The organism is Desulfitobacterium sp. THU1, assembly GCF_038181555.1.
In the GTDB taxonomy this organism is placed as follows: Bacteria; Bacillota; Desulfitobacteriia; order Desulfitobacteriales; family Desulfitobacteriaceae; genus Desulfitobacterium.
On record NZ_JBBWUA010000001.1, the window covers coordinates 440,969 to 457,699 of the forward strand.

17 protein-coding genes are annotated in these 16,731 nt (G+C 45.6%); 6 read left to right on the forward strand and 11 right to left on the reverse strand.

Annotated elements, in window-relative coordinates:
• Window positions 1-13 precede the first annotated feature (13 nt).
• The 4 genes from AAC978_RS02060 to AAC978_RS02075 are packed head-to-tail and all read right to left on the reverse strand — an operon-like array spanning window position 14 to window position 3,776.
• Complete coding sequence (locus tag AAC978_RS02060) at window positions 14-712, reverse strand: ABC transporter ATP-binding protein (RefSeq protein WP_341546292.1); 699 nt, start codon at window positions 710-712, stop codon at window positions 14-16.
• Window positions 681-1,664 carry a branched-chain amino acid ABC transporter permease gene (locus tag AAC978_RS02065; protein WP_341546293.1) on the reverse strand — a complete coding sequence of 328 codons (984 nt, stop codon included), beginning with the start codon at window positions 1,662-1,664 and terminating at the stop codon, window positions 681-683. Before AAC978_RS02065 ends, AAC978_RS02060 begins: the two co-directional genes overlap by 32 nt.
• The gene (locus AAC978_RS02070; protein ID WP_341546294.1) at window positions 1,661-2,530 is read right to left on the reverse strand and encodes a branched-chain amino acid ABC transporter permease; all 870 of its coding nucleotides are present in this window, start codon (window positions 2,528-2,530) and stop codon (window positions 1,661-1,663) included. The genes AAC978_RS02065 and AAC978_RS02070 overlap by 4 nt, the downstream gene beginning before the upstream one ends.
• Window positions 2,531-2,555: 25 nt before the next feature.
• Window positions 2,556-3,776 carry an ABC transporter substrate-binding protein gene (locus tag AAC978_RS02075; protein ID WP_341546295.1) on the reverse strand — a complete coding sequence of 407 codons (1,221 nt, stop codon included), beginning with the start codon at window positions 3,774-3,776 and terminating at the stop codon, window positions 2,556-2,558.
• A 219-nt stretch (window positions 3,777-3,995) separates the two neighbouring features.
• Between AAC978_RS02075 and AAC978_RS02080 the strand changes: the two genes are divergently transcribed.
• The gene (locus AAC978_RS02080) at window positions 3,996-4,175 is read left to right on the forward strand and encodes a hypothetical protein (RefSeq protein WP_341546296.1); all 180 of its coding nucleotides are present in this window, start codon (window positions 3,996-3,998) and stop codon (window positions 4,173-4,175) included.
• Window positions 4,176-4,333: 158 nt separating this feature from the next.
• On the opposite strand, the gene AAC978_RS02085 is transcribed toward AAC978_RS02080, so the two are convergent.
• The 7 genes from AAC978_RS02085 to AAC978_RS02115 form a co-directional block, all read right to left on the reverse strand.
• On the reverse strand, window positions 4,334-7,084 hold the full coding sequence (locus AAC978_RS02085; protein ID WP_341546297.1) for a hypothetical protein: 2,751 nt from the start codon (window positions 7,082-7,084) through the stop codon (window positions 4,334-4,336).
• Window positions 7,085-7,177: 93 nt separating this feature from the next.
• A complete protein-coding gene (locus AAC978_RS02090) occupies window positions 7,178-7,972 on the reverse strand; it encodes an ABC transporter permease (RefSeq protein ID WP_341546298.1) in 795 nt (264 codons plus the stop codon).
• Window positions 7,973-7,987: 15 nt separating this feature from the next.
• Window positions 7,988-8,758 carry an ABC transporter ATP-binding protein gene (locus tag AAC978_RS02095; RefSeq protein WP_341546299.1) on the reverse strand — a complete coding sequence of 257 codons (771 nt, stop codon included), beginning with the start codon at window positions 8,756-8,758 and terminating at the stop codon, window positions 7,988-7,990.
• 29 nt (window positions 8,759-8,787) lie between these two features.
• On the reverse strand, window positions 8,788-9,846 hold the full coding sequence (locus AAC978_RS02100) for an ABC transporter substrate-binding protein (RefSeq protein ID WP_341546300.1): 1,059 nt from the start codon (window positions 9,844-9,846) through the stop codon (window positions 8,788-8,790).
• 35 nt (window positions 9,847-9,881) lie between these two features.
• On the reverse strand, window positions 9,882-10,637 hold the full coding sequence (locus AAC978_RS02105) for an amidohydrolase family protein (RefSeq protein WP_341546301.1): 756 nt from the start codon (window positions 10,635-10,637) through the stop codon (window positions 9,882-9,884).
• Between the two features lie 18 nt (window positions 10,638-10,655).
• Window positions 10,656-11,978, reverse strand: a complete 1,323-nt coding sequence (locus AAC978_RS02110; protein ID WP_341546302.1) for a phenylacetate--CoA ligase family protein — start codon at window positions 11,976-11,978, stop codon at window positions 10,656-10,658.
• A gap of 46 nt (window positions 11,979-12,024) precedes the next feature.
• On the reverse strand, window positions 12,025-13,356 hold the full coding sequence (locus tag AAC978_RS02115) for a phenylacetate--CoA ligase family protein (RefSeq protein WP_341546303.1): 1,332 nt from the start codon (window positions 13,354-13,356) through the stop codon (window positions 12,025-12,027).
• 408 nt (window positions 13,357-13,764) lie between these two features.
• Between AAC978_RS02115 and rplU the strand changes: the two genes are divergently transcribed.
• From rplU to obgE, 5 genes are all read left to right on the forward strand, one after another.
• Entirely contained in the window at window positions 13,765-14,076 is a 312-nt protein-coding gene (gene rplU / locus AAC978_RS02120; protein WP_341546304.1) for a 50S ribosomal protein L21, read from the forward strand.
• Window position 14,077: 1 nt separating this feature from the next.
• Window positions 14,078-14,437, forward strand: a complete 360-nt coding sequence (locus AAC978_RS02125; RefSeq protein WP_341546305.1) for a ribosomal-processing cysteine protease Prp — start codon at window positions 14,078-14,080, stop codon at window positions 14,435-14,437.
• Entirely contained in the window at window positions 14,431-14,727 is a 297-nt protein-coding gene (gene rpmA / locus AAC978_RS02130) for a 50S ribosomal protein L27 (protein ID WP_015263399.1), read from the forward strand. The genes AAC978_RS02125 and rpmA overlap by 7 nt, the downstream gene beginning before the upstream one ends.
• A gap of 83 nt (window positions 14,728-14,810) precedes the next feature.
• On the forward strand, window positions 14,811-15,311 hold the full coding sequence (locus AAC978_RS02135) for a Spo0B domain-containing protein (protein ID WP_341546306.1): 501 nt from the start codon (window positions 14,811-14,813) through the stop codon (window positions 15,309-15,311).
• 114 nt (window positions 15,312-15,425) lie between these two features.
• On the forward strand, window positions 15,426-16,700 hold the full coding sequence (obgE, locus tag AAC978_RS02140) for a GTPase ObgE (RefSeq protein WP_341546307.1): 1,275 nt from the start codon (window positions 15,426-15,428) through the stop codon (window positions 16,698-16,700).
• The last annotated feature ends 31 nt before the right edge of the window (window positions 16,701-16,731 follow it).

Genomic DNA, 16,731 nt, shown 5'->3' on the forward strand with positions numbered 1-16,731 from the left:
AGTAGCACCTCTTTTAATCGGTTGTACCCAGATAGACTTCCTTGACTCGCTGATCGGAGCGCACTTCTTCTTGAGACCCTTCAAACAACACCCGACCATAATTCAGAACGGTTATGCGATCGGCGAGATCGAATACAACCTCCATATCATGTTCGATGATTAGAACGGTGATTTCTCGGGAGAGATTGCGAATCATGGAAGTGATTTTCTGGGTTTCCACGGAGGACATACCTGCCGTAGGTTCATCAAGGAGGAGTAAGCGGGGGGATTGGGCCAGGGCTAATAGCAGTTCAACTTGCCGTTGATCACCGTAGGAAAGCTCCTTCACTGGCATATCTCGCTTTTCCCACCAACCCCAAGTCTCAAGAAATTCCTGGGGTGACGATTGAGTATGATGGGGAAGTATAGCCAGATGGATATTTTCCAAAAGAGTTAAGTTAAAGAAGAGATTGTTCTGTTGGAATGTACGGGCAAGCCCTGCACGGGCTCTGCGGTAAGGGGAAAGGTGTTCAGATCGTTTGCCAAAGAGCGAAATTGTCCCTGAGTTGAGAGGAAGAGTTCCACTAATGATATTGAAAAGTGTGGTCTTTCCGGCGCCATTAGGGCCTATGATAGCTCTTCTTTCTCCCACTTCGACGGAGAGGGAGACATCTTGCAATACGGCAAGCCCCCCAAAAGTTTTACAAGCGTTTAGTATTTCTAATGCGTTCATAGTTCTTCAGACCCTTTTTGCTTAGTTTGATGGTCTGTCCCGCCACACCATCTCGGAGATACATGACACAAAGGATAAAAATAATCCCCATGGACATGGGCCAACGCTCAGTCTGGGCGCTGATAAGATTTTGCAGGATAAAGATGCTACCAGCTCCTATGACAGGCCCGATTAAGGTTCCGGCCCCACCCACGATGACCATTAGTATAACGAGGCCGGACATGGACCAATCCAGTTGTTGAGGGCTAATAAACCCATTGAAATAGACAAAGAGAACACCGGCTAACCCGGCAAACCCACCAGCAATAGCATAGGACAGGTATTTTATCAACCAAGTGTTATAGCCTAGGGCTTGCATTCGTGATTCGCTTTCTCTTACCCCGATGATAGAGCGTCCTAGTTTGGAACGAACAATTTTCCATAGGACAACACTACACAGAACAAAGAAAACAAGGACAAGATAGTAGAAATTCTGTGAATCCCACATGGAAAAGGGTAAACCAAGATTCGGTCGAGGAACCCCGGATAAACCGTCATCACCGCCGGTTAAGGAACGCCATCTCCAGGCGAGAGCAAAAATCATTTGTCCAAAGGCTAAGGTGATCATTAGGAAATAGGGGCCAGAACTCCTCAAGACCAATGAACCGAGTAGAAGAGCGAGGAGTAGTGAAGTGAAAATACCTGCCAGAAGAGTTAGCCAAAAATTTTCTACTCCTCGTGTGACAAGGATCGCAGCAGTATAGGCTCCCACGCCAAAGAAGGAAGCATGGTTAAAGGAGACCAGTCCGGTATAACCCACTAAGAGATCTAGGCTCATAGCAAACAGGCCGTATATCAGGACCTGGGTCAAGAGACTTAGGCCATAAGCAGAAAGAAGTGACGGTAAGATCACGAGGGCCATGAGGGTAATGATACTTCCGATAAAGGGGAAGCTACGCCAGTTCAGCTTCACTTCAATTCCTCCTTCCCCAATAGGCCGGAGGGTTTAAAGATAAGGATCAGAGCCATGGTGACATAGATAGTGAACATGGCAAAGTCAGGAAATAGGGCTTTGCCAAAGGTTTCAGCGAACCCGATTAATAGACTACCCAGGAAGGCTCCTTCCAGGGTTCCTAGTCCTCCGACGACTACGACAGCCAAAGCAAGTACAAGGATCTCAAAATCCAGACCCGGATAGGCACCGGTAATCGGGCCGCTTATGACTCCACCGAGGGCGGCGAGCAAAGCCCCAAGGGCAAATATTCCCGCAAAATAGAGTTGGATATTAATCCCTAGTGCACTGACCATTTCCTTGTCGTCCACGCCAGCGCGGATTATATTTCCTGTTCGAGTCTTCTCCAAGAAAAGCCAAAGGAGAACGGCTATGCTTAAGCCTATGAGAATCATACCAAAGCGATAGATGGGAAAGGCCTCCCCTAAGATCGAAACTGAACCCTCAAGGAAAGGGGGTTTGGGCAGGATACGGGGTACCCCGCCCCAGATCCCTTTGGCAATGTCGAGAAAAAGATAAGCAAAGCCGAAGGTTATCAGGACTTGATCCAGTTCTCGCTTGTAGAGCTTACGAAAGAAGAAGCGCTCCATGATGATTCCTAAAAGAGCCAAGGCTACACCGGCGCCAAGCAACCCAATCAGGAAGTTACCCGTTTTTTGAATGATTACAAATCCAATATAAGCTCCTAACATGTAATAGGAACCATGTGCGAGGTTAACAATTCCCATTAACCCAAAAATCAGAGAAAGTCCCGAGGCCAGTAAGAAAAGGAGTAGCCCGTAGGATATTCCGTTAAGGACTTGGATGATAAATGAAGAAAGATCCATGAGTTTCCCTCCCAAGGGTGAGAGTTTACTTATTACCACTCCAATAATCTGAGGTATTCGGGATACTCTTGATCACGGTATTTACTAACTTGCCGTCGACTTTCTCAACTTTGCGGATATGGGTGTCAAAAATCACATTCTGTGTTTTTTGGTCAAACTTGAAGGGTCCTCTGGGCGCGTCGAATTGGACGGTGCGAATGGCTTGAAGAAGTTTTTCCTTATCAGAAGTGTCTCCCTTTATGGCTCCGAGGGCTTTGACGATGACCTGAGCTGAGACATAGCCTTGTTCAGCAAACATATTGGGGCTATCGCCGTACTTGGCGGTATAATTTTTTACAAAGTTTTGGTTCTGAGGATTTGTTAAAGCTGCACTGTAATGAAGGGCGCTAATGATTCCTAATGCGGAATCACCTTGACCCGGAAGGGAGGACTCGTCGACAAGATCCCCGGCACTAAATAATGGAATCCTTTTGAGTCCGTATTCATCATATTGCTTAACAAATTTGATAGAATCGGCTGCTGAAAAGTGAACAAATACTGCATCAGCATCCTTGACTTGGGCTAGAAAGGGGCCATAATCAGTTGTACCTAGCTTAGGATAGATTTCTTGAATAACCTCGCCGCCTGCTTCTTTAAAGGAGATCATGAAGCCTTCGGCCTTTTCTAGACCTGCTGCGTAATCAGGTGCCATAACGACGATTTTGTGGATCTTCAGTTCGTTATACATATATTTAGCGAAGGGATATTCATACTGTCCATTGGCAAAGGATACGCGGAAGATATATTTACTGGCATCCCCTCGCGTTAAGTTCCGAGCTCCAGCGTTAGAGATAATAAAGGGTAATTCATTGCCTACCACATAATCTCGGATAGCATAAGCGACGGTGCTGCTCACAACCCCGGTTAGGATATCAATCTTTTCGCTCTCTACAAGTCTCCTGGTTTTTTGTAGCCCCACTTGCCCATTCATCTCAGAATCTTCTTTTATGAGTTTGATGTCGCGACCGCCCGCTTTCCAGCCGACCTCATCTAGGTATAGTTCTACTCCTCGGGTAATATCCACCCCATTACTTGTAAATACGCCAGTGTAGGGAACGAGTAAGCCTACTTTTATCGGATCTGTGCTAGCTTGCCCCTTGTCCGTTGGGGTATTACTTGCTTGATTCCCACATCCGGTCCCGGTAAGGCTCAAAAGAATGATGAGAAAGAGTATACCCATCCGGATGATTAATCTTCTTTTGTGCATGATCTTTAACTCCCCCTTTAAATTCAATAGACCTTCAATGATTCTTTTTGAAACCTCTACCTTCAGGTTATTCTAAAGGGGCTTAAACGGTGTTTGGGATTCTCTAATCTCTTTTGTATCGGAGCAATCACATATTCGAAATTGCACGCATACTTTATAAAGGATAAAACACAAGGTTCATGGATGGAGATTATTACAAGAAAGGGAGGCTGTTTAAGGATGCGAGTGACGTTTAATATTAGTTCGGGTTCTGAAGATCCCAAACAAGCCGTTGAGCTAAGGGAAAAGTTTGAAGCTCTAATGGTAGAATACGGGCTGCAAGGAACCACCCGTGGAGACGAATATAGCAAGCGGGCGATCTTTAACGGTTCTTATCGCACAGAAGAAAAAGAGGAATAATACTTAAAAGCACCGTACCTGCCGATTAGGCAGGTTTTTTTCTGCTACTCAGACTTCCTAGTTGCATGAGAGGAATCACAGGAGGATGGAAAATAGTGAAAAAGGGCTGGTGCCAAGAATCTTTCGGCTCCAGCCCTGTAGATTTTATAAAGTTTCGCTTATTCCTCTGGCTTCTCTTCTTTCTTCGGGCGTTTAGCTCTGTTCATTGCTTTTTCAAGGGCTTCCGCTCTCGCTTTTTCTTTTTCTTCACGACGAGCTTTTTTCTCCTCGGGGCTGAGTTTAATTCGTTCGGAAGTTTGGGGTGTGACAGGGGTGATCTCACCCTTTTTACGGTCTTTTCTGTGATGACGAGGGGTTGCTGTAGCAGTTAAAACAGTAGGATTTGTTTCATCCTTTTTACGGCGGCGACGTTTATTTTCTACTGTCTGACCAGTTGGCTGTTCAGGGTTAGTGTTGTTAGGGTGCTTTCTTTCTTTTCGTCTATCTTTTGCTTTCTCCTTTGCTTTTTCTTCAGCAATGTCTGTGGCGATATCTTTGAACTTATCTCGAATCTTATCTTTATCCATATCGAGTGCCCCTTTCTGTTCAATATTTGTAAATTGGCTATATTTTGGGTCAAGGGTGAGCTTCGAGAGCTTTTCCCAACACTTTTGGGCTTTCTCAGAGTCTCCGGCACGCTGATAACAGGCTCCTAGATCATAGAGTATCTGCAAATACTCCTCTTCTGGGAAAGCACTATGGTCTCTTTCATAGGCGAGCTTAAGAAACTTGAATTCTTTAACGACTTTTTCATTCCCTTGGAAGAAGCTGGGGGAATGATGGTGCATCACTTTTGCAAGAAGAAGGTGCAGGGTATAGTTGTGGGGATCCATGGCGATGGCTTGCTTAATCTGTTTCATCCCCTTGAAGAAATGGTGATAAATCTCCGCGGGATCTGTCTTGCCTTGCCCTAAGATAGCCATGCTGCTGCCGAGATACCCTTGGGCTACTGGATTAGTGATATCTGCCTGATGAGCTTTCAACAAAACTTCATAAGCCCTAGCACTCGCTTTCTTATGACCGGTGGCCGCGAGCCCATGAAGCCTTATTCCTTCACGGAGAAGTTCATCAGGGGTCTGATCTGCGGTGGAAGTCAAAGGGTTTTCTAGGTCTTCATCCAGAAGTTCACTAACAGCATCTGAATAGGGGGTATTTTCGCAACGTGCAAGTTTCAGCCAAGTAGATTGGGATTCCTCAGATAAATCTAATCGATCATAGGCATCCCCCAAGTCATAGAGTATTTGCCAATAGGTCTCTTCAGGAAGCAAGGATGAGTCTTCTTCATACCGACGAACAATATAGCTAAAATCATAAATGGCAGTAAGAGTCCGTCTGAAGAAGGCTTCCGGGATTTGATAACTATTGTACCCTCGAATAAATCGTATCGTTATATCGTCTGGCCTTGAGTTCACCGCTTGATCTAAGAGTTTGATCGCATGTGAGGCATGCCGAAACATTGTGCTGGTATCAGAGGAGTTTAAGCCAAGAAGACAGAGGCAGTCTGCATAATAGGCTTTATTTAGGGGGTCATGGGGATTGCGCTTATAAGCTTGTTTGAAGATATCAAAAGCTTTGTCGAGGGCGTATTCATCATCTTTAATCGCTCGACTATGCAGGCTGATCCCTTCCTGGAGTTTTTCATCGTACATGAGTTTAGACCATTCATTTTTGACACCGGACCTGGGTTCAGTTTGTCGCTGCCAACGGGGGAGCTTAGAACCTAAGAGACCTTCCTGGTCAATGAGCGCTTTGTATTTGGGATCGCTGGTGAGGGAAAGAAGCTTACGGCTAGTTGACTGTGATTCCTCTTTTTTATCCAAGCGATGGTATGCCAAGGCTAATTCGTAGAGAATCTGATAGTAGAAGTCTTCAGGAAATAAGGAATCGTCTTCATCATAGCGCGATACTAAGTATGTGAAGTCTTCAATGGCAGTATCGCTGCGATGAAAGAACTGTTCAGGGAGCCTTGCACATACAAAAGCGCGCAAGCTGCGAATATCCAGATTTTCAGAATCCAAGGAAACGACTTTATCAAGGATTTTTAATCCTTTGATGGCTAATTTAAAACGTTCAGTGACGTCTTGGGCATCTCTCCCCATTAAGGATATAACACATCCGAGATAGGCCTCCGCCATAAGATTTTGTCGATCATTTTGAAGCAAGTGGATAAGCAGTTTAAACGCTTGAGGGACAGCCTCTTTCTCTCCTGCCAGCCCTAATTGATAAAGGGTTATTGCTTCGGAGTAAAGCTCCTCGTTTGACTTCCCGCGGGGATCCACGGACTCCGAATCCAAAGACCAGATCTTTATATGGCTTATATCGGCTAGGGCGTCAGAAATCGGTGGCAGGGACACCGATGGAGAATCAGGGATAGTTGCTTCTGATAATACTGGCCCTGGGGGTGCCAGTTGTACGGGCTCTGGCACTAAAGATTCCACGGGTTCCACAGACTCTTCTAAGGGTTTTAATGGTTCTTCTTTCGGGGCCTGAACGGCAGGTGCTGGATTTTTGCGAAGAGGAACACTTGAAGATGCTTTGTCTTTAGAGAAGATATCAATTACCAAGTCAAGGGTTTGCTTGATTACAGGATTGATTGGATGACTAGCAACCTGTTGCTTTCCTAATGTGCGTGGTTTGGAAATCTCCTTAGAGGCAGGCATGTCGTTAGCTGTAACTAATGGAGGTGTCTTTGCCTGCGTTTTAAGAGGTTCACTTAGTGTCGGTTTTCTTCTAGGTGGGTGGGTTTGAATATTTGATGTGCTTGTGGTAAGGCTTTTTTTCTCAGTATTGGGTGGATGGTTGGTTTTGTCCTGCGGCTCTTTTTCATGTTTGGCCCATGGTTTATGCCAAAAAACTATTTTCTTTGACATTAGACAACTACCCTCCTATATAGCGATATTTCGCCATTAATATCCTTCCTTACATTATTCTGTGTTTCAATAGAGTGTGATAGAAGGCCGTGCTTAACTTTGGGCACGGCCACTTGATTTAGAGGTCTTTGCCCAGGGACATATTGTGCTTTCCAACCAGGCGACAAAGGAAAAGAGTGCAATTCCCATTAAGGCTAGGATTGTTACAGCTGAAAAGGCCAAAGGTCCATTCATTTGTGAGGTTGTAATTAATAAGGAATAGCCAAGACCTTTATCTGCACTAACAAATTCGCTGATTACAGCGCCTACCACAGCCATACTTGTGGAAACCCGGAGTCCGTTAAACAGGTAAGGAAGGGCGGCGGGAAAGCGGATTTTGAGGAAGGATTGTGTCCGGCTCGCTCCAAGAACATTCGAAAGCTCAAGCAGCTCCCGGGGTGTAGCTTGTAGACCAGAGACCATACCGACCATAATAGGAAAAAAACACATGAGAAACACCATGGTGATCTTGGAGGTCTGACCAAGACCTAACCAAAGGACAAGTAAGGGGGCAATGGCGACCTTCGGGATGGAAAGGGTTGCCGCCAGAAGCTTATAGAGGGTTTTCTCCAGTAGTGGAGAATAGGCAATAATTACTCCGAGGAAGATCCCAATTCCAAGGGCAAAAATAAAGCCGATGAGGACCTCCTCTAAAGTCACCATAGTATGCAGATAAAGATACCCGGAGGATTGCCCCATCTCACCGAGAATGGCTGACGGGGCAGGCAAAAGCCATTGGGGCAACTCAAAAAGATGAACGAGTGCTTCCCAAAGGACTAGCACGACTCCAAAGCTTAGGAGAGTCATGATCCATTCGCTGTTGTAAAGCTGTTTCCAGCGATTCTTCATCGCTTATGACTCCTTTCACAGTGCGTTAGAGCCGAGGAGCTCATGCACCCTTTTTGCACAAGTGCTGAAGTCCTGCTCATAAAGATGTTCTTCCTTGCGAGGACGGGGCAGGGGGACATCGATAATGGCTGCAATTCTTCCCGGCCTAGGTGTCATTACGATAATACGGTCAGCGAGAAAAACAGCTTCTTGAATGTTGTGGGTTACGAAGAGCACAGTCGTCTGTTTGATGCTCCAGATGTCCAGTAATAAATGAGAAAGTTCAAAGCGAGTAATAGCATCAAGTGAGGCGAAGGGCTCATCCATAACCAAAATCTTTGGGTCTGAAATGAGGGCTCGACAGATGGAAACCCTTTGCTGCATTCCGTAGGAAAGCTCTTGGGGCTTGCGATGAATAAAGTCTTTTAGTCCGACCATGTCTAGCAATTCATAGGCTGATGCTCGAGCCTGAGTCAAATTTTGTCCCCGAATCTCACTTGGCAAAAGCACATTATCTACTACTTTGCGCCAAGGGAGCAGGGCAGGTTGTTGAAACACCATACCTAGAAGATGCTGGTGGGATTTTTGAAGGGGTTCACCATCGACGGTAATGCTTCCTTTCGACGGTTGAATCAGCCCTGATACGAGTTTGAGCAGGGTTGTCTTGCCACATCCACTTGGCCCTACAATGGCAATAAATTCTTGATTATTAATTTCGAGGTTAATCCCCTCGAGGGCGGTCATACCCTCTCCGGAAGTAAACCTATAGCTCTTTTCGATATCGGTCAAGGATAGCAACGCAGTCAATTTATTCCCCCCTTATTTGATATGCTCTGTTATTGCTTAGGTGGGAATAGGGGTTCGTGAGGAAGGAATTCAGTGGTGTAGACAGAATTCGGAGAGAGCTCCTTGTTGATCCCATAGGCATCCAAGACAATCTTGATGGTCTTGGCCATGCGATCCTTAGACATCGAGCCTAACCCGTTAGAGTATTGTTCCTCGCCAACAATGGCTTTAAAATTTAATTCGGATTCCCACATTTTCACAGTAATTTCGGGATCGGATTCGGGTACATATTTCTTTACAATTTGCCCTACTTCGGAGGGATTTTCTATACTGTATTGGAGTCCCTTTAAGAAACCGGCAACAAATCGGCGAACCATTTCGGGGTTTTCCTTCAAGATATCCTCATGAACGATAATGGTTTCACCATAGCGGTCTAATTTTCCATCATCTCTGTAGGAAAAGAACGCAATAGGCTTGCCAATGAGTTTTTCAACCCGGGGGATATACTTGACCATTGCTGTAAAAGCATCTGCTTGCTTTTGAGCAAAGGCACCATATTGAAGGGCGGGATCGATATACTTCCATTCTATGGTGTTCTGATCAATGCCTGCAGCTTTGGCAAAGGCAGGGAAGAAGAGAGTATTTGAGGCGTTGGCAGCACCGATAATGGATCTACCTTCAAGATCCTTAGGAGATTTAATTCCCAGCCCATCATGATACATGACGATTCCTTGATAAGAATCTTTAAAGTTAGCTACCGCCTTTAAGGGGGCATTTTCCCTAGCCTGTGCTAGGATAACTGTGCCCACATCGGCAATTCCGAATTCTGCCTGCTTTGTTGCTATCTTTGTGACGGTATCTCCAGAACCATAGCCACGAATGATGTTGACATCAAGATTTTGCTCTTTCCAAAAGCCTTTGTCTAATGCGACCCAGTAGGCAACATCCTCCGGCAGCCATTGCAGGTTAAAGGTTACTTTATCGAGGTGAACTGGAGCTGAGAGCTTATCTGTGTTTGATGAACCTTGGGTGTCGCAAGCAATCGTCCCGAAGGTAAGGGAAAGCAGAAGCAGGGCAAAAGAAATCAACTTTAGGGGTTCTTTGAGCATAAGGGAACTCCTTTCAGTTTTTACTTGTTAGATTTTTATAGATGAAGCAGTTCTTTGATATTGCCGCCAAGGACTTTATCAAGGTCTGCATCATTTAGCTTGAGAACAAGGATTTTGGTCAATTCAACCTTGGGATTGGACAAGGGGAATTCAGAGCCGAAGATGACTTTATACGGACCCGCTTTAGCTATGGATTCTTTGATATGCAGGAAACTTCCGCTGGAGGTTTCTAAGAAAAAGTTATCTAGCTTCATAGCAGCTTCAAGTCCCTCTACATCGGCAGGTCCAAATCCCATGTGCCCAAGGATAAAGTTTGTTTTTGGAAATTGTTTGGCTAAAGCGATATACTTAGCGGTATTGGAGCCTGGGCTAAAGACCGTGTGTGAATACACAGGGAAACCGTATGCACCACAGATAGAGGCTAGTTCGGCAACCGCCTTGCTGGAAAAGGAAAATTGGTGAGTCATGGGGGAGAGCTTTAGTCCGCGAAATCCGCTTTTGAAACCATTTTCTAGCTTACTCGCCACATTAGCTTCGTGGGGGTCTAAATTCATGAAGCCTATGAGGAGGTTAGGATGGGCATTAAAGGCTTGGGAGATATAATCGTTATTGGGGATGGGGTTTTCTGGTTTAGCTTTCCCTGTCACATACTCGGTCATCTTGCGAACATCCATTGTACCGCCGGGGAGGACAACACCGCGGTTGATGCCGGCCTCCTTGAGTTGTTCCAGGTAAAGGGCGAGATTCCCGTAGGAGCTATCCGATAGATGAGCATGGGCGTCAATAATCATTAAGGTTCCTCCTATCGTTCAATCGCGGACAACACGGACTGATTTAGCCCCTGTACGCATGAGCTTCTCTTGAAATTCAAACTCGCAGGGTATGCCAAGTGAGTATTCCATTTTGCTGGCAAGCCGGTCGGCTAATTCAGGCGTAGGTTCAATCCCAGGGGCAAGCTCGGTGCGAATTTTCAAGTTCTCATTATCTTCGGGTTGGACAACGAATTGATACCAGTTTCCTACCTCGGGTAAGCGCATGAGGAATTCCTCTAAATAGAAAGGAGAAAATCCAATTCCCTGAATAGTGATTTGATCTACAGTACGCCCCCTCATAAAAAAGCGAGGAAAGGTCATGCCACATTCGCAAGGTTCGGGATCGATATACCCTAAATCCAGAGTCCGATAGCGAAGTAAAGGGGTATCGAAGCGCAAAAGAGGTGTCGTGACAATTTCGCCAATTTCTCCAGGCTCTAAGACTTCACCGGTTTGGGGGTCGATAATTTCAATAATGACGTGTCCCATGGGGATGTGGTAACCCGCATGGTAATCGCATTCGATGCCAAGCCCCATGGCCTCAAGTGATCCATAGTAAAAATTAGCGATGGTCCCCCAGATTTTCTCCACCCGATCCCGGAAAGCAGGTGAACAGCCTTCTCCCGTTAACCAGACCTTTTTAAGATTTAGACTGGCTAAATCAAAGCCTATCTCCGCAGCGGCTTCGGCAAGGGTAATAGAGTAGGAGGGTGTCGTCATGACTACTGTGGGCTGCAAATCCTTCATAACTTGAACAATTTTTCTGGGAGTAGAGTATGCCCCGCCTTTGCCCACGGGCACAACGGTGACACCGGAGATCTCCATAAACACTTTGTGAAAGGCTAGACCCGAGGAACTCATTTCATAGGGCAATGCATTGATGCAGATATCCCCGGGGACGAGTTTAAGCAAATGGGGATAGCCTGCAGAGAATTCATTAAGGTAGAGATCTCTCCAGCTTTGCATCATATAGATTTCTTCTCCTCCAGTAGTGCCGGTGGAGACGTGTACCAAACTAATATCCCGCTTGTCTGTGGCCAAGAGTTGCCAAGGGTTTCTGCGCAGTTCATCCTTAGTGGTAAAGGGGAGTTTGGCGAGATCGGACAAGGTTTTTATGTCTTGGGGCTTAACTCCCGCTTCTTTCATCTTTTCGTAATAGAAAGGATTCTTGTAAGCTTGGGCTATATTGGCCTGTAAGGCATCCTTTTGAAACTCTAGGAGTTTTTCAAGGGTCGCCTCCTTTTCAGTCAGATTAGAATAACGCTTGAGGATAGGCTCTTGAGTATAATTGCGCAGATGATTTTTAAAGCGATATTTCATAATAAATTCACTCCATTTGCATTTGTATTGATAGGGGATTGTGCGATTAATCCGTATATTTAATCCTCTTGGCTTTTATCATGGGGCGATCCATTTTTTCCACGAATTGCACTTCACAAGATACCCCTATGGCAGCATGGAGCTGGCGGGAACATTTTTGGATTAGCTCAGGGGTTACTACAACATCGTGGGCAGGTTCAGTGAGAATGGTAAGTTGTTCGTTATCTCCGTGCTGAACAATAAATTGATACCAATTTCCGATCTCTGGGAGTTTAATAAGATACTCCTCTAAAGCATAGGGGGAGTAGGATTTTCCCTTCAGAGTAATGTGATCGGCTGCGCGTCCTAAGTGATAGAGACGAGGCAAAGCGACTCCGCATCGGCAGATCTTGGGATTGAGATAACCTAAATCCTGAGTTCGGTAGCGAATTAAGGGGGTGTCAAAGCGAAGGAGACAAGTCACGACAATCTCGCCAATTTCACCGGGCTTGAGGACTTTGCCTGTTACAGGGTCAACGATTTCGACGAGGACATGGGCTGCTGTGATATGAAGGCCATCATGCAGATCGCATTCCCTGGCAATAAAGCCGCATTCCGTGGCTCCGTATTGAAAATTAACTGTGGTGTTCCATATTTTTTCCAACCGGTTGCGAAAGGCGTTAGAACACCCTTCCCCGGCGACGAACATTCTTTTAAGAGGAAGGGTTGTTAAGTCAAGGGATGCCGCTTCTGCCGCTTCGGCAAGATGGATCGCGTAGGAGGGAGAAGTTGCAATAAAGTTTGGCTTGAGGTTCTTCATGAGCTTGATGGTTTTTTCTGGGGTGGAATAGGCGCCGCCTTTCCCGACCGGAACAGCGGTGGCTTGATGACCGATTAAAAATAGATTGTGAAAGTTAAGCCCTGATTGGCTCATTTCATAGGGCAGGGCTACAAAAGCGATGTCTTCTCTCTTGACCGGAGTAAGCCGAGGATAGATAATGGAGTGGTTAAAGTAGTACTCTTTCCAGGTATGGGGAGTATAGATTTCTTTTCCGCCTGTTGTTCCCGACGAGACGTGAATTAGGCTTATTTCTTTTTTATCACAAGCTAAACGGATCCAGGGATCTTGCCGTAGATCCTCTTTGGTCGTAAAGGGTACTTTCTCAAGATCCTCAAGAGTTTGAATATCTTCGGGTTGAACCCCGGCTTGAGTGAGCTTATCCTGATAAAAGGGAGAGTTTTGATAGGCGCGGCTGATCACTTCTTTGATAGCTTCCTCTTGATACGTTTGGATGCGCGAGCGAGACATTTGATCTGGAGTAATCGCTTTGGAAAAGGTGCGTTCGGCGAAGGGAGGGAAGGATGCTTCCTGGATAAGCCTTTCAAAACGCGAGGTCATGACTATTCACTCCTTACCTATTGTGAAGATTGAATAAAGTGTAAATATGTGAGAAAAACTAATTATTGGACATAAAAACTATTTGTTGCTTTCCTTAACAATCTATTCCTAGCTAAAAGGATTGGTTAACTCTGCGTAGTGTCCAGCTAAGTTTTTAGAGAATCCGCTTCATTCTTGCAGAAGGGCAAAGAGTTATTCGACTATTAATTCGATTGACTAATAGTTGACAATAAGGGTCTTTAATAATTGACAACATTGGGTAATAGGTGCTAAAATATCTAAATGTGGTGACTTCTCACCGCAACCGCGCGAAACAGGCAATTTCAACAGGTTTAATGTTAAAATTCTTTTAAAGGATTTTAGCAAACCGGCCTGACAAGGCGAGTCTAGGCATGGGAGGTGTAAATAATGTACGCAGTGATCGAAACAGGCGGTAAGCAATTCCGTGTCGAAGAAGGCAAAGTCCTCTTTGTGGAAAAGCTTGACGCAAATGTAGGAGATACCGTGACCATCGATCAAGTTCTTTTAGTTGAAAAGGACGGAGCGGTAAAGGTTGGAACTCCGGTTGTAGAAGGTGCTAAGGCTCTTCTGAAAGTCGTGGAGCATGGCAAAGGCGAAAAGATAATTGTCTTCAAGATGAAATCCAAGAAGAATTATCGTCGCAAGCAAGGTCATCGCCAACCCTACACAAAAGTAGTGGTTGAAGCTATTCAAGCTTAAGATGAAGCACAAAGGTATTATCTTGAATCTTTGGTTGGATGACAGCCAGCAGATTCACAAGTTTGAATTATCAGGGCACGCAGGATATGCCGAGTATGGACTTGATGTTGTCTGTGCCGCCGTATCCGCGCTTGGTATCTCAGCAGTCAACGGCTTGGAACATTATCTTCCAAACAAACCGGAGGTTGAAGTGGACGACCTGCAAGGGTTTTTAAGCTGTACTCTCCCAGAATTAGAGCCTGTGACACTGGAGCATGCCCAATGGATTTTAGGAACCATGGTTTTAGGTATTGAAGGAATTCGACAAAGCTATGGTTCAGAATATGTGAAAATCAATCGGAGGAGGTGGACTCCATGTTAAAAATGAATCTGCAATTATTCGCCCATAAAAAAGGGGTAGGTAGTTCTCGAAATGGTCGTGATAGTAATGCACAGCGTCTTGGCGTGAAGCGTGGAGACGGTCAATTCGTTACTGCAGGCAACATTATTGTTCGTCAACGGGGAACAAAGTTTCATGCTGGCAAAAACTGCGGTTTGGGTAAGGATGACACCCTCTTTGCAACCATCGATGGCTATGTCAAATTCGAACGCAAAGATCGCACTCGTAAACAAGTTAGCATTTATCCTGAGCGCCAGGTTGCTCAAGCTTAAATTTTGGCATTCAGAATCGCACCCCTGGGAGAATCCCGGGGGTTTTCTGTCTATCGGGACTATTTTAAGACGAGGTGAACCCAATGCCAAAACCCACCATAGAAAGACTGCTCCTCGCTGAGCAGCTATCCCACTACCGCCTGCAGCGCCATGACTTCCTCAACCACTGGCAAGTGATTATGGGGTATCTACAGTTAGGTAAGGCGGACCGAGCCTTGCTCTATATGCAAGAAGGGGTTGGGGGTTTAGAGGCTGAGCAGCAGATCGGACAGATTCCTCAGGATATCGTATCCGCATCCCTCCTTGGCTTAGTTATTGACCTACGCAAGGAAGGACTGTGGGTTGAAATTCAGCTCGCTAGTCCTGTAAAAAAAGAAGAGTTTTGGCAAGAATTTTGGCAAGAAGAATATGGTGAAGCCGTATTCGGGTACACTAAAGAGTGTTTAGCTGCAATTCTCAATAGTTTTCAAGGTTTAGAGGACCCTGTTGTTGAGATCGATTTATGGGGTGCGGAAAGCTTTGGCTGTCGTATTTCATTATTAGATGATGAAAAAGTTATTTTTGAACATAGCCTAAGATTGTAGTAATTTTAGTCAAAATAGATTAAAATGCGATAATGTAATCTTGCTTTACTCTGGATAAAGAGGTTAAGTGATACGATGTGTACTATGGCTTAGGGATCAGAAGGGGATAATGTCATGTTTTACGATCAGGCAAGAATCTATGTTAAAGGTGGAGACGGTGGGGCCGGAGCAGTGGCTTTCCGTCGTGAAAAGTATGTTCCTGACGGAGGACCCAGTGGCGGGGATGGTGGTCGAGGCGGCAAAGTGATTTTTGAAGCTGATGAAGGATTGTGGACCTTGGCGGATTTTCGCTATAAGCGCCAATACAAAGCCGATCGCGGCGAGCATGGACAAGCGAAAAATATGCACGGGAAGAGCGGCGAGGATATGATTGTACGGATTCCCGTGGGTACCGTAGTGAAAGACGCGGTTTCGGGGGAAATTCTTGCCGACCTCGTTGAGCATGGTCAGCAAACCATAGTAGCAACAGGGGGAAGAGGCGGACGAGGCAATGCCCGTTTTATGAGTAATACCAACAAAGCCCCTAGGGTCGCCGAAAATGGGGAACCCGGAGAGGAACGGGATCTTTTGCTTGAGCTGAAGCTTTTGGCTGATGTCGGTCTGGTCGGATTCCCTAATGTGGGAAAGTCGACGATTATTTCCCGGATTTCTGCAGCCAAGCCTAAAATTGCCGATTATCATTTTACGACGCTTGTTCCTAATCTTGGGGTGGTTGACCTTGAAGATGGGGAAAGCTTTGTTGTGGCTGATATTCCCGGTCTTATTGAAGGAGCTCATACGGGTGCCGGATTAGGGCATGAATTTCTCAGGCATACGGAAAGAACACGTCTTATTCTGCATGTCTTAGATATAGCAGGTTCAGAGGAACGGGATCCCTTGGAAGATTTCAAAATCATCAAAGATGAGCTTCGCCAGTATAGTCCAGAGCTAGCGAATCGGACCATGCTGATCGTAGCCAATAAGATGGATATACCCGGCGCCGAGGAAAACTTAAAACGATTAGAAGAGCAACTAGGTGAAGAGTATCGTATTTTCCCAGTGTCTGCCGCGACCGGGGAAGGGCTTCAGGAGCTGGTTTATGGCGTAGCCCAAGTTTTGCCGGAGGTGCCTGTTCCGGAAATTTTCGTGAAGGAAGAGGAACAGCATAGGGTAACTCATGCAGAAGCCCCCGATCGTTTCGAGATAACTCGTGAAGAAGATAGCTTCGTAATTACGGGTCAAGAGATTGAAAAGCATGTCAAAATGACGATGTTTGATACTGAGGATGGACTTTACCGCTTCCAAAATATCCTTAAAGCTATGGGAATTGAAAAGGCCCTGCGCGCAGAGGGGATTAAAGAAGGGGATAAGGTTCAAATTGCCGGACTTCAATTTGAATGGCAAGAATAAATAGAGTTAGCGAAAGATTGGAGGTTTTGCG

Bases quoted from the DNA above. Each gene is read 5' to 3' on its own strand.
- AAC978_RS02075 (WP_341546295.1), bottom strand. From the start codon at position 3,776: ATGCACAAAAGAAGATTAATCATCCGGATGGGTATACTCTTTCTCATC.
- AAC978_RS02115 (WP_341546303.1), bottom strand. From the start codon at position 13,356: ATGACCTCGCGTTTTGAAAGGCTTATCCAGGAAGCATCCTTCCCTCCC.
- AAC978_RS02135 (WP_341546306.1), top strand. From the start codon at position 14,811: ATGCCAAAACCCACCATAGAAAGACTGCTCCTCGCTGAGCAGCTATCC.
- AAC978_RS02110 (WP_341546302.1), bottom strand. From the start codon at position 11,978: ATGAAATATCGCTTTAAAAATCATCTGCGCAATTATACTCAAGAGCCT.
- AAC978_RS02080 (WP_341546296.1), top strand. From the start codon at position 3,996: ATGCGAGTGACGTTTAATATTAGTTCGGGTTCTGAAGATCCCAAACAA.
- rplU (WP_341546304.1), top strand. From the start codon at position 13,765: ATGTACGCAGTGATCGAAACAGGCGGTAAGCAATTCCGTGTCGAAGAA.
- AAC978_RS02085 (WP_341546297.1), bottom strand. From the start codon at position 7,084: ATGTCAAAGAAAATAGTTTTTTGGCATAAACCATGGGCCAAACATGAA.
- AAC978_RS02070 (WP_341546294.1), bottom strand. From the start codon at position 2,530: ATGGATCTTTCTTCATTTATCATCCAAGTCCTTAACGGAATATCCTAC.
- AAC978_RS02100 (WP_341546300.1), bottom strand. From the start codon at position 9,846: ATGCTCAAAGAACCCCTAAAGTTGATTTCTTTTGCCCTGCTTCTGCTT.
- AAC978_RS02105 (WP_341546301.1), bottom strand. From the start codon at position 10,637: ATGATTATTGACGCCCATGCTCATCTATCGGATAGCTCCTACGGGAAT.
- AAC978_RS02125 (WP_341546305.1), top strand. From the start codon at position 14,078: ATGAAGCACAAAGGTATTATCTTGAATCTTTGGTTGGATGACAGCCAG.
- AAC978_RS02060 (WP_341546292.1), bottom strand. From the start codon at position 712: ATGAACGCATTAGAAATACTAAACGCTTGTAAAACTTTTGGGGGGCTT.
- rpmA (WP_015263399.1), top strand. From the start codon at position 14,431: ATGTTAAAAATGAATCTGCAATTATTCGCCCATAAAAAAGGGGTAGGT.
- AAC978_RS02090 (WP_341546298.1), bottom strand. From the start codon at position 7,972: ATGAAGAATCGCTGGAAACAGCTTTACAACAGCGAATGGATCATGACT.
- obgE (WP_341546307.1), top strand. From the start codon at position 15,426: ATGTTTTACGATCAGGCAAGAATCTATGTTAAAGGTGGAGACGGTGGG.